The 12,957-nt window shown below is 59.2% G+C and carries 6 protein-coding genes and 3 pseudogenes; 8 read left to right on the top strand and 1 reads right to left on the bottom strand.

The features are described 5' to 3' along the window. Positions 1-237 precede the first annotated feature (237 nt). The 7 genes and pseudogenes from K307_RS05695 to K307_RS05660 all read left to right on the top strand — a co-directional run. Positions 238-681 (top strand): GNAT family N-acetyltransferase, encoded by a 444-nt coding sequence (locus K307_RS05695; RefSeq protein WP_042876880.1) that lies wholly within the window; start codon positions 238-240, stop codon positions 679-681. A 1,359-nt stretch (positions 682-2,040) separates the two neighbouring features. After that, a protein-coding gene (locus tag K307_RS05685) for an IS3 family transposase (RefSeq protein ID WP_230625430.1) occupies positions 2,041-3,593 on the top strand; the annotation gives its coding sequence in 2 pieces (ribosomal slippage) (positions 2,041-2,503 and positions 2,503-3,593; 1,554 coding nt in all). A gap of 89 nt (positions 3,594-3,682) precedes the next feature. Then, positions 3,683-4,141: a hypothetical protein gene (locus K307_RS05680; protein ID WP_051974685.1), complete on the top strand. Its 459-nt coding sequence runs from the start codon at positions 3,683-3,685 to the stop codon at positions 4,139-4,141. Beyond that, positions 4,098-6,053, top strand: a pseudogene (locus tag K307_RS05675) (helix-turn-helix domain-containing protein). Before K307_RS05680 ends, K307_RS05675 begins: the two are co-directional and overlap by 44 nt. A 129-nt stretch (positions 6,054-6,182) precedes the next feature. Then, positions 6,183-7,124, top strand: a pseudogene (locus K307_RS05670) (IS4 family transposase); the annotation flags it as partial. A gap of 519 nt (positions 7,125-7,643) precedes the next feature. Continuing rightward, entirely contained in the window at positions 7,644-8,951 is a 1,308-nt protein-coding gene (gene ltrA, locus K307_RS05665; RefSeq protein ID WP_042876603.1) for a group II intron reverse transcriptase/maturase, read from the top strand. Positions 8,952-9,099: 148 nt separating this feature from the next. Continuing rightward, positions 9,100-9,486: pseudogene (locus K307_RS05660) on the top strand (IS4 family transposase); the annotation flags it as partial. Between the two features lie 709 nt (positions 9,487-10,195). Here K307_RS05660 and K307_RS05650 read toward each other — a convergent pair. Continuing rightward, entirely contained in the window at positions 10,196-10,996 is an 801-nt protein-coding gene (locus K307_RS05650) for an IclR family transcriptional regulator (protein WP_042876875.1), read from the bottom strand. Between the two features lie 160 nt (positions 10,997-11,156). Here K307_RS05650 and K307_RS05645 point away from each other — a divergent pair, with 160 nt between their 5' ends. Further along, positions 11,157-12,929 (top strand): FAD-dependent oxidoreductase, encoded by a 1,773-nt coding sequence (locus K307_RS05645; RefSeq protein WP_419187108.1) that lies wholly within the window; start codon positions 11,157-11,159, stop codon positions 12,927-12,929. The last annotated feature ends 28 nt before the right edge of the window (positions 12,930-12,957 follow it).

The following is a 12,957-nucleotide window of genomic DNA, read 5'->3' as shown; positions in this document are numbered from 1 at the left end:
AACCGCTGTTTGAATGGATGCTCGCCTTGCTTGTGATGGACCCAGGACTTTGCATGGATGAATTAAAAATCGCTTATATCAGAATTAAGTGGATTGGCTGGCGTTGGGCACGAGGCGAAGCGTAGCGCAGGCGGAGATTACGTTTGAAGTGATGCCACTCATTCAGTTAGCCGATGGCATGCCTCGTACTCTTGCGACATACTGCCTCAAAGTGTTGCATGTGCAGGATAAAAAAGAATGATAAAAGATGTGCGAATTCGCGCGGCCGGGTCGGCAGACGTGGAGGCAATCTCGCAGGTGCTCCGTTCCTGCGGTTTGCCCGGCGGCAATATAGACCCCTCGGCCCGCCTCTACAGCCTGGCCGTCCTAGGTGAAAAGGTAATCGGCTGCGCCAGCGGCGAAATGCATGGCGAGACGGTCATCGTCCATGCCGCTGCGGTTCTCGACGAGTACCGGGGCCGCCAGGTCGCCACGCATCTTGTGAGGGCCATCCTGATGCGCGCCCGCGCCAGCGGCTGCACCAGGGCTGCAGTGCTCACGTCCGAGCATCCCGCGTTCTTTGCCCGCTTCGGGTTCACGCTCACCGCGTTGGACGACATGCCGGAGGAGATGCAGCTATCGAAGGAATTCCTTCGGCGCTTTGGTGCAAGGACGTATTACATGTGCCGTCGTCTCGACTGATGTCCATAGCGACTAACGAGCATCGTAATGCTGATAGCAGCAGCACTGCTTTTTGCCTTGGTCCTTCGTGTGCTGTACCTGCATCTGCAGGTGGCGCACGCAGAGTTGATTCGCCGTGACACGAAGGGTCCGCTTAGCTACGAGGGGCGGCAGAGAACTCGTTATCCTCCCCGATCCGATAGTCGGAAGCGATGCGAAACCAATCGCGAATCTTGACGCCGGCGACAGGGACCTGGTTGGTCCAGGCTGCGGAACTGGCAGCCTCGCGTTCTGGGTCGCCAACTGGCAGCGCATGTTTGCCTTGCATCGTTGCCACGCGTGGCCTTCTGCCGGCGTCACTTCGTTGAGGACTTCGTCGCCGTTCCGCAGCCCCTGTTCGCCATCGAGCGCGAACTATCAAAAGGTGATCCCATCCTCGTGCGCGCCGCCGCTTTTAAGCTGCTGCACGAGGGACGCGTCAGTGCCCCGAGTTGCGGACTGAGATGCTTACCCTATCGACGCGCTTTGGTGCGCTTGAGGCCCAATCATGAGTCGCCGAAAAACCGAGGGAGGGGTGAACATAGCTGCTCAACATCCCGGAAGGCCTCGCTGGGGTGGGGAAAGTACCTAGCATAGAGCCATTGAACCGCCGGCCGAGGTGCGAGATGAGAGTCGTCATTCGCGTGGAGACCATTACCGATTGGGGCGAATCCGACACCTATGAGCTCTGTCAGTTCGAGCGGCCAAGCGGCGAACTCAAACCGGAGGCGGTTGGGTTGTCACAGGCAGACGGGAGTGTTAAAAACCTTGGGGTTCGGCTTCAGCAATTCGCCCTAACCGGTCGAGGAACTCGGCCACTTCAACGGGCATTTCCTCTCCTGGGTGTTGCATTCGCCCCAATTGGGGATGGTCTGCACACGAATAATGACTTTCATCTCATGAAGTGTAGTAAGGATGCTCCGCAAAGTCCGAGCACAAAGCTAGTAAAATCAATAAGTTAGCGATTTCGCGTACTAACATTACTACGATTTTTCAAGTAGTAATGTTGATACCATCTGACAGCGCGAAGTAATGTTGAAACGATCGCAGGTCCGCCGCTTGGGCGCATCTTTACTACGTTTCGCACAGACTCGTCAGCCGCCGCTTCAGCTTCGGACTGAAGGCTTCGAAGCGGTGCGCACCGCGCGGGCGGACGAGCGCAACCGGCTCCAACGTTCTACCGACGCTGTGCGTTCGACCAATGGCTCCTGATTGAATCCGATCCGGCGATCGCCCACTTTTGTGAGCGTCCCGGGTTCATTCAGTTTCCCCCGGTGTCAGCATAGTTGTCGTGTTACTGATTTCGATTGACCCAGTCTGGGGGCGGTAGAGTCAGAGTGAATGAGAGCCTATTCAGCAGAGAGAAAGGAAGCGCTGTTGCGCCGCATGATGCCTCCTGAGAACGCGTTGGTGTCGGCGCTGGCAAGGGAGACGGGGATCACTGAGCAAACGCTGTATGCTTGGCGTCGACAGATGAAAGCGCAAGGAGTCCCGGTGCCGGGAGATGGAAAGAACCCCGAGGCCTGGTCCTCGGCAGACAAGTTTGCGGTGGTGCTGGAAACCGCGCCGCTCAATGAAGCGGAATTGGCCGAGTATTGCCGCCGCAAGGGTCTTTACGCCGAGCAGATCGCTGCCTGGCGAGAGGCCTGTCGATCGGCCAATGCCAACGCAGGTGAGCAGGCGCGAGAGCAACGGCTTCAGTCGAAAGGTGACAAGAAGCGCATCCAGCAGCTTGAGAAGGAATTACAGCGAAAGGAGAAGGCGCTGGCGGAAGCGGCCGCGTTGCTCATCCTGAGAAAAAAAGCCCAGGCGATTTGGGGAGAAAAAGAGGACGACTGATCAGCGTCCCAGATCGCCGGTTGTGTATATCGTTGATTCGAGAGGCAGAACGCTCAGGCTGCCGACTGGCCCACGCTTGCGACGAGTTGGGTCTGAGCTTGCGCACCTTCCAGCGCTGGGTTCAGGAGGGCGATGAGGTGGTCGCAGATGCTCGCACCACCACTGAGCGGCCAGCGCCAGCCAACAAGCTCAGCGAGCCGGAACGCCAGCTAATTCTTGAGGTAGCCAACAGCGTGGAGTTTGCCAGTTTGCCGCCCAGCCAAATCGTCCCGACGCTGGCGGACCGCGGCCAGTACGTGGCCTCGGAGTCGAGTTTTTATCGTGTCTTGCGTAGTGCGTCGCAGCAGCATCACCGTGGTCGTGCGCGCAAGCCCTCGGCCCGGGTGGTGACCAGCCATTGCGCCACCGGACCCAATCAGGTGTGGAGCTGGGACATCACCTGGATGCCAGCGGAAATCAAGGGACAGTATTACTACTGGTACATGATGCTGGACGTGTTCAGCCGCAAGATCGTCGGTCACGAAGTGCATCGGGCGGAATCGGCGGAGTTGGCGGCGTTGCTCATGCGGCGATCCAGTTTGGCCGAAGGTCTGGCTGGACGTCCTCTGGTTCTGCACTCGGATAACGGCGGTCCAATGAAGGGCGCGACGATGCTGGCCACCCTGGAAAACCTGGGGGTGGTCGCTTCGTTCAGCCGGCCGCGCGTGAGCAATGACAACCCCTACGCCGAGTCGCTGTTCCGGACCTGCAAATATCGGCCGGACTACCCGCGCCAGGCATTCGGCAGCGTGGACGAGGCACGCGCATGGACGCAGCGATTCGTGCGTTGGTACAACCACGAGCACAAGCATAGTGGGCTGAAATTCGTGACACCGGCGCAGCGCCATAGCGGTATATCCGCAGCGGTGCTGGCTCAACGAGAAGCGGTCTATGCAGAGGCGAAGGCCAGAACGCCAGAGCGTTGGTCAGGGTCGACACGGAACTGGAGCTTGGCCGACAAAGTCTGGCTCAATCCGGAACGGATTGAGCCAGCAGAACTAAAGCAGGTTGCGTGAGGTGACGCGACAAGTACGTTGACAAACGCCGGTTTCGCGGACAGCGATACCTTGCAGACTTCCTGGTCTCGTACTGCGACCGTCAGGAGTTGGTACTGCTGCCGAATCCAGTTATCGATGAAGAGGCGAAGGAGGGGCTCGAGTTCAGTGCTGAAGTGCTCGATGTCCGGTTGGTCGACGCGGCCGAACAGGCAGCGTCACGCATCTGGATTGACAACTGGCACCGCATGCTGCCAAGCATCGTAGCCTCGCGAGGTCTCGTGCTAGTGTCACTGCTCGACGCGGTCGAGCGCTTTGTCGCCAGTCCAAAGCCGCTTCTCGCCATCGAGCGCGAGTTCTCGAAAGGTGACCCGGTGCTAGTGCGCGCCGCCGTCTTCAGTCTACTGCAAACCGGTCGCGTGGGATGCAGAGGAATTGCGGACCGAACCATTGTCGTGGATGACAAAGTTTGCGCTTGGCCACGCGATCAAGTCGATGGATTGAAACTCAGGCTTGCGACGAATCATGAGCGGCCTCCGCGACTGCTGCATCGCGTGGACCGAGCTTGACGCCGAAACGCGCGAGGTCATGAAGCTAAGAATAGACGCCGTCGAGCGCTACGCGCGCGGCGAACGTGTCAAGGACATTGAGAAGGTAACCGGCGTCAACCGTCGACAGATCTATCGGTGGCTCGAGCGAGGCTTGGCTCCGCATCCTGACGGACGCATCTTTGGATTCCGGGCCTTGTTGGCGCACGTGCGCGTCAATGAGTACGTCCGCGTAAGTCCGGTCAATGGCCGACCCAGCGAAGACGGAAGTGGTAAAGCGGGCGCGTTCGCGCTTTTCTTAGAGCGCTTTCCGACGCTCGCGGGATGGCTGCTCCTAAAAGTAAAACAGCGCCGTGTGTCGCTCGAACAGGTTCATACCAATGGAAGACTGCAGACACGCTTGGTTGGTCTGCATGCACTGCACGCGGAATTTCTGTGGCAATGCCGGTCCCTCGGTCTGACGGCGGTCGATTATCCCTTCAATACGGATGGCCATGCCATTCGGTCGCTATCCGCGCGCCTCAAAGTCGAGTTGCTGCGGAGCTTCCGCACAGCGGCACGGGCGGCAGGCGCCACGCATCTGAAGGGGCTGCCGCACTACGATAAGTCAGACAGTCGGCCGGCCACGCGCCCCTACCAGGTCGTGGAGTTCGACGGCCACCGACTCGATATCCGGTTGAAGGTAGTAGTACGCGATGCATTGGACTTTGAGCATGAGTTCGAAATCGAACGCGTTTGGTTGCTCGCCATCATCGACGTCTGCACGCGTGCGGTGCTGGGTTATCACCTTGCGCTGGGTCGCGAGTATAGCCGCTACGACGTCATCAAGACTATCGAGTCGGCCCTGGAACCGCATCGACCACGCGACTTCACGATTCCTGGTTTGGACTACGGTTCGCACGACGGCTTTCCCTCGCAGCGCCTGCCGGAGCTCGCGTACTCCACCTGGGAGTGGATGAAGCTTGACAATGCGAAGGCGAACCTCGCCAAGGAGACACTGGATGCCTTGTGCGAATTCGTTGGCTGATGTGCAGACGCAGGGCCGAAGTACAGCCCCGATGATCGACCCTACATCGAACGCTTCTTCGGGACCATTGCGAGCAGACTCTCTTCCAGATTGCCGGGCTATACGGGTTCGCATCCCCGTGATTTGCGGCGCGCGCTGGCCGATCCGAAGGGAAAGCTACGCTTGTTTGTGTCGTTTGACGAGTTGGAGGAGTTGGTCGAATATGCGATCGCGAGCTACAACGGTACGCCGCATGCCAGCCTGAACAATGTCACGCCACTTGAGGCGATGGAGTATTTCATTCGGGGCAAGGAACAGTTGGTGACATGGCTGCCCGAACAACGGCGCCGCACGCTGTGCCTGATGCAATCGGCCAGGCGTTGCACAGTGCGCGCATACCTCGACCGGGGCGTTCGACCGCACATCAACTTGTATGGCGTGCGCTATACCAGCAACATCCTTGCCTGCAGCACGGATCTGATCGGCAAGAGCCTGCTTATCTATATGAATGCCGATGATCTTCGCTGTGTCCGTGCGTTCCAACCTGACGGCGTTGAGTTGGGGCTCTTGGAGGCGCAAGGGGGCTGGGGCGTGATGCGGCACAACCTGAAACTACGCCAGCAAATCGATAAGGAGAGGAAAGACAAGAAGCGGTCACGTGTGCCAGTCGAGGCGAATCCCATCGAGGAATACGTCCACGGAAAGCTGGCTCAGGCAAAAAAGACACGGAAGGCTGCGTCCGAACTGGCGGAGGCAAAGCGAATTCTGTCATCTGCCCCCACGGTGAGAACTGCGGTGGGGCGGGGCGCACCTGCTGCGCAGCCAACAGCGAACGCAGCTGCAGCGCCGACCGTAGACAAGGCCTCCGAGCCGCAAACACCAACACGTCCGAAGAAACTGAATATCGGTACTGGCCAGGTCTTTTAACCCATCTCCTTATACAGAAGTAGTACCGTGTCCGCAGCGGCGGCATGGAGCATGCGGCCGCGGAAATTTCGAGGTAAGGGGTTGTTAACTTCGCCAGACTCGCGTTTACTCTCGGATTTTCGGGCAGCAATGGGCAACGAATCGGGGGCATGGGTGGACGAGGAATTTGAGAGTCTGGATCTTGGTGATCCGGGGCGGGATCGGCGCGCCAAGGAATTGCTCAAACGGTTTGCGGCCCTGCCTACGGCCAGCATTCCCGGCGCATGCGATGACTGGTCGCAAACCATTGCGGCGTATCGGTTTCTCGGCAATGAGCAGATCGATTGGCGGGACGTGATGCGGCCGCATTGGGAACGCACGGCGGACAGAGTCGCGCAGTTTCCGGTGGTGCTGTGTATCGCTGATACGACCGAGCTGAACTTCAATGGTCAGGAAATAGAGGGGCTGGGGCCGCTGAGCTACGAAGCCCAGCGAGGCATGTTCTTGCATCCGACCTACGCGGTGACGCCTGACCGTGAACCGCTGGGGGTGATCGATGCCTGGATGTGGGCTCGGGAATCAAAGGACGCCGACGGCAACCGCGGCGGGATCAAGGAAAGCGTACGCTGGACTGAAGGGTATGAACGCGTTGCGGAGCAAGCCGCGCTGTTGCCCCGGACACGGTTGGTGTATGTGACGGACCGCGAGGGTGATATTGCCGAGTTGATGGCGCGCGCCCAGGAACTGGGCCAACCGGCCGACTGGTTGATCCGCAGCCAACACAACCGCAACCTTGCTGAGGGCGGCAAGTTGTGGGATAGCGTCGACGCCAGCCCGGTACTCGGGGAAATCACGTTTATCTTGCCAGGGCGTGCAGGCCAGAAGGCGCGCGAGGTTCAACAGGAGCTACGCGCACAACGTGTGAAGCTACCCGGCCTGGATGGCCCGACTCTCACCTGTGTAGAGGCCAGGGAGATCGGAGCGCCCGCAGGCGTCAAGCCAGTGGTGTGGCGGCTGTTGACGAACCGAGAAGCACAGGATGCCGATGCGGTCATCGAGCTGGTTGAATGGTATCGGGCCAGGTGGGAGATCGGTGTGTCCAGATAAGGACACGTTATCCAGTCGGTGTAAGTCCGACCGAGGCAAAAGACTCAAGCCTCGTAGCTTGGGAGGCGTCATGGCGCGAAAGCAAGATGACGGAGCCCTCCGACAGTATGCTCAGAAAGGAGTGTATGCAACGCACCAGGTTGCAACGTGCAGTGAACGCAGATGTAGCCTCGTCACACGAAAACCCGGTGGCTGAGACGGTCGATAACGCGCGAAAGCAGCAAGAGTTGTCCGAAACGAGTCCGATGCGGCAACTCTCACCGGCGGGGTATCAGCGGCGACATGGTGTGAAGGATAACGTGGAAACTGGAGAAGCCCTCGGCACCCGGCGGAGAAATCCCGTCGAGGAGATGTCCGCTATAACCGCGAGTGGGAAATGCGGGCATAGGTGCCAGGGTGACGGATCGGGTCGTAGTACTGTCGATGGGCGTGCAGCAAAACGCGCCCGGAGGGAAGGGCCCGGACCGGTGAGTACTCCGCCCAACAAGGTGAGGCAGGGATGAAATGACAAAGGCATCCGGCAGTCTGCAGGAACTGAGAAGGCGGATATATCGCAAGGCGAAGTCTGACAAGACTCATCGCTTCTGGGGGCTCTTCGTACATATTGCGAAGAGTGAAACCCTCGACGAGGCCTACCGTATCGCCAAGAGGAACGGCGGTGCGCCGGGAATCGATGATCTGAGTTTTGAAGACATCGAGGCATCGGGACGTACTGTATTCCTTGCGGAGATTCAGGCAGACCTCAAAACAGGCAGGTATGAACCCAAGCCGAACCGCAGGGTAGAGATCCCGAAGAGCAATGGCAAGGTCCGCGTTCTCCAGGTTCCTTGCATCCGCGACCGCGTGGTGCAGGGGGCGCTGAAACTGATCCTCGAAGCGGTATTCGAGGCGGACTTCTGCCCGAACTCCTACGGGTTCCGACCGAAGCGGTCCCCACACCGCGCGCTGGCGGAAGTCAGACGCAGTGTGCTGCGGCGCATGTCGACGGTGGTTGATGTGGATTTGTCGCGCTACTTTGACACAATTCAACATTCAACCCTGTTGGGCAAGATCGCGAAGCGCATTCAGGATCCTCAGGTCATGCACTTGGTCAAGCAGGTTATCAAAGCAGCGGGCAAAGTTGGGGTACCGCAAGGTGGCCCATTTAGCCCACTCGCTGCGAACATCTACTTGAATGAGATTGACTGGATGTTCGATGAGATTCGACGCAAGACGGCACAGGGCCCTTACGAGGCAGTGAACTATCACCGGTTTGCTGACGACATTGTCATCACCGTCAGTGGCCACCACACCAAACGCGGCTGGGCTGAACGTGCCCTGCAGCGTTTGCGGGAACAACTCGTGCCGCTAGGCGTCGAGTTGAACACGGAGAAAACCATTGTGGTGGATACATTGAAGGAGGACGCCTTTGGGTTTCTGGGATTCGACCTGCGTCGCGTGCGCAAACGAGCGGGGAACGGGTACTTCGTCCTGATGACCCCCAAGAAGAAGGCTCGCCAAGCCATCAAGGCGAGGATCCGCGACATCATCCGGCATGGAGGCTCGACCCCGGCCGTGAAGCTGGTCGCGAAACTCAACGCTGCGGTGGCGGGATGGGTCAACTACTTCCGGGTCGGCAACGCCAGTCGCGCCTTCAGCGAGGTGCGCGACTATCTGGAAATGAAGGTTCGAACCCTGCTAACGCGGCGCAAGCGACGCCAGAAGACGAGCATCGGGTGGCGACGATGGAGTAACGAGTACCTCTACGGAGTCCTGGGACTGTTCTGGGACTGGAAGACGCGCCCGCTGTCGGGCGCGGAGGGGTTCGCGTGAAAGTGGTCGCCACACCGATAGGACTCATAACCCTTGCGATGAATCTCACTGGGTGAGCTGCTTGAGGGAAAACCTCACGAGCAGTTCTTATGGGGAGGGGCTGGAAACGGGCCGGACAAGCCGAGCACCGCGCCAGTCCTTTACCCGACAGATGTACTTCCATGTCCTGAAGACCGGCTGCAAAGTCGAAGCGCTACAGCTATCGCACATGGATCGTGTGGAGCGGGCCTTGGCGTTGTATATGGTGGTGGCGTGGCGCATTGCCCGCCTGATGCGGTTGGGCAGAACTTGCCCGGATCTGGATGCATCCCTGTTCTTCGATACCGACGAGATTCGGGGGGCATACGTGCTCGCCAAGAAAGCTCGCCCGAAGACACCGATCACACTCAATCAGATGATTCGGTTGGTTGCTTCCCTGGGTGGGTTCCTTGGGCGCAAGAGCGATGGCGAGCCTGGCGCCAAGACGATCTGGATCGGCATGCAGCGAACCATGGACGCCGCGCTCACCATTCAGGCACTGCGGGAAGAGTCATGACTTCTGTATAAGGAAATGCTGTTAGCCTCCGTACCAAGATTACTTCCATTTTTCGAGTAGTAATCTTGGTACTCTCCGGCGGCGCGAAGTAATTCTGGAACGATCGCTGGTCCGTCACTTAGTAGCATCTTTACTTTCTTTCGCTCTGACTACGCGGCTTCGCTCTCGTTGAGTAAAAAGAGCGTTCTCGCGAATCATGCCTAAAATAGGCTGCAATCTCAGCCGAGAACCAAATGCAAGGTGGGCTTGCCGCAGTGTGAGAGTAGGCGCGCAGTGGACACGCATTCACCGAACTGCGGAAGTAATGATGATGCTATGAGCGTAATCACGGACGCGAATCAACGTTACTTCACAAAGGGAGCGCGATTACTACACTTCACGGCATCCCAGCGCTCTGTGGTGCAAGCCTCTGCATCCGCTTACCGGAGTGGTGCGTTGGCTCAGCGGCTTTGACGTTGTCGAACAGCATGAGCATTCGCGAGAGATCCTCACGAAGCTGGCGGAAAGGGTAGGGCGGGTCGAACGACATAGCCGCCAACTCGTTGTTGCGATGAGGGCCGAAAGGCAAGTTGTCGCGTTGCTGCCTGAACTGCTGCAGTGAAGGCCTTTCCAGCGGCCCAGTCACCACATTCTTGAAACGGAACTGTATTACTTCATAAGCGGAACACGATTACTTCTCTTCACGGGGTCAGGCGCGCCCGATGGACAACTAGTAAGTGCCACGATAACCCAAACGTCTCGAAACAGCTTCTGCACATGCCCTAATGGCTCTCGCAACGGGCCCGTCCAAATCCGTGTCGACGGTTCCAGTGGGCCCCATGATCGTGATTGCGAGGGCGATGTTGTCCGAGTAATCGAATACGGGCGCCGAAAATGAGACGATCCCCGGCGTGGGATGGTTGACGCCTCGTGAAATCTTGCGCGTCCGGGCATCCTCGATCATGCCCTCGACCAGTTTGGCATCGAGCGGATGTGCGATATCGGGGCCAAGGCGTATGCGATCGTCCAGCAGCAACTTTTCAGTGAGTTGGCGCGGAAGAAACGCCGAAAACACCCGTCCCGTCGCCGTATTGGCGAGCGACATGACTGTCCCGGTGCGGATGTTCGTATGAATGGGATATGTTGCATCGATCAGGCGTACGATCACCGGGCCCATATTTCCCCATACCGCAAGCGCGACCGCATGCGAGGTCTCTTCCGACAGCGAATCCGCAAACGGCGTGGCCTCCCGAATCGGGTTCAGCGTCTGGAGACTGGTCAACCCCAATTGGATAGCCATGGGCCCGAGCAGGTAGTGGCCCGTGACTGGGTCCTGGGCGACCAGGCCAATCTTTCCAAAGCTGACCAGGTAAGGGTGAATTTTTCCGGACGGCATGTTGGCGGCCCTCACCAGGTCGCGTAACGCCATCGGTCTGGCCTCAGACGCCAGCACCTTGAGGATTTCCCCCCCAACCTCAATCGACTGTATGCCACGGCGCTCGCGCTCGGGCGCCGGCTCAGTGTTGTCCACGTGCGTTCCTGCTAAGAGATGATGATGCGCTCAGTATAGCACTAGATATTATCTAATTCGCATGCATAGGGTTAACGTGTAGATATGTTCAATCGTGCTAGTGCTAATCTAGCGCGCATCGGGGAAGGGTTGAAGACCCCGTCCAGCCCCGCAGTCTTGAATGGAGAAGTTGATGTCTACACCGCATGAGGAAAAATGTGACGTCCTGATCATTGGGTCGGGCGTCGCTGGCATGTCCGCGGCCATTGCCGCTGCCAGCAGCGGCATGAAAGTGATCGTGGTCGAGAAGGCCAGCTACTTTGGCGGCACGACCGCGCGCTCGGGTGGATGGCTGTGGATTCCCAACACCAACTTGGCCAAGGCCTATGGGCACCATGAACTGCCAGACCAGGCATTCACCTATATCCAGAACCAGGCCGGCGCAGGGTTCGATGAACGGCGCGTGCGCGCCTTTCTGACCAACGGACCGAAGGCCATCGAGTTCTTCATGTCGAAGACCGCCGTCCAGTTCGACATGCCCCTGACGTTTCCGGACTACCACGCTGAGGCCCCTGGCGCCGCACAAGGCGGACGGTCGATGGTGACGCGACCCTACGACGCACGCGAGTTGGGGCCACTGCTCAAGACGCTGGGACCAGTGCTGCCGGAACTGACCGTTTTTGGCGTCACGATCGGCTCGGGCAAGGAGATCGTCCACTTCATGCGGGTCACCCGGTCGCTGGAATCCGCCTGGTATGTCACCAAACGCCTCGCGAAGCATTTCCTTGAGGTGATGAAGTATGGACGGGGGATGACGTTGACCAACGGCAACGCACTGGCTGCGCGGCTGGCGAAATCCGCGGCCGACCTATCGGTTCCGGTCTGGCTGTCCTCGCCGGCGTTACAGCTACTGCACGATGGCGACCGGGTCACCGGGGCCGTGGTGGAGCGTGACGGGAAGAAGGTCAGCGTGAAGGCACGTCACGGGGTGGTGCTGGCCAGCGGGGGATTTCCGCATGACTTCCAGCGTCGCAAGGAAACCTACCCGCACGTCAAATCCGGTCACGGCCACTATTCGCCCACACCGCAAACCAACGTGGGCGATGGCGCGCGCATGGCAGAGGCGGTTGGTGGGATCTTTGACAAGACGCTGTCGAATGCCGCTGCTTGGACGCCAATGTCGCTGGTACCGCGCAAGGATGGCACCACCGGCATCATGCCTCACTTCATTGACCGGGCCAAACCGGGCGTGATTGCCGTCAATTTGGATGGCCGGCGGTTTGCCAACGAGGCCAACTCGTACCACGACCTCGTGCAGGCGATGATCGCCGCATCGAAAGGGAAGTCCGAAACCGCTTGCTGGCTGATTGCCGACCATGCCGCGCTCCGGCGCTATGGCCTCGGCTTCGTCAAGCCCTTCCCGATGCCGCTGGGCAGCCAGCTGCGCAACGGCTATCTCAAGCGGGGCAGGACGATTGCCGATCTGGCAAAGCAGCTTGGCGTCAATGCGCAGACGCTTGAGACCACCATTCGCCAGTACAACGAGAGCGCACAGTACGGGCGCGATCCCGAGTTCGGTCGCGGCAGCAAGGCCTACAACCGTTATCAGGGCGATGCGCTGCACACCCCGAACCCGTGTGTCGCTCCGCTGCGCACCGGGCCGTTCTACGCAATCAAGCTTGTGCCGGGTGACCTGGGCTCCTTCATGGGGATCAGGACGAATGAGCACGCTCAGGTGATCACTGCTGATGGCGTGCCGGTCCCCGGTCTGTATGCCGCCGGCAATGACGCTGCCAGCATCATGGGCGGCGAGTACAGCGGAGCGGGCATTACGCTCGGTCCGGGCTTGACGTTCGGCTACGTGGCTGGCAACCACATCGCGGACCACGCAACGGTTTCGCATCCGGGACGTACTGCGACGCCTGTACGGCAAGCGCTCGCAGCGACGTACTGACAGTCTTCACTTCCTCTGCCGCTTACGC

The organism is Cupriavidus necator A5-1 (assembly GCF_000744095.1).
Lineage (GTDB): Bacteria > Pseudomonadota > Gammaproteobacteria > Burkholderiales > Burkholderiaceae > Cupriavidus > Cupriavidus necator_A.
This window is presented reverse-complemented; position numbering and strand designations above follow the sequence as displayed.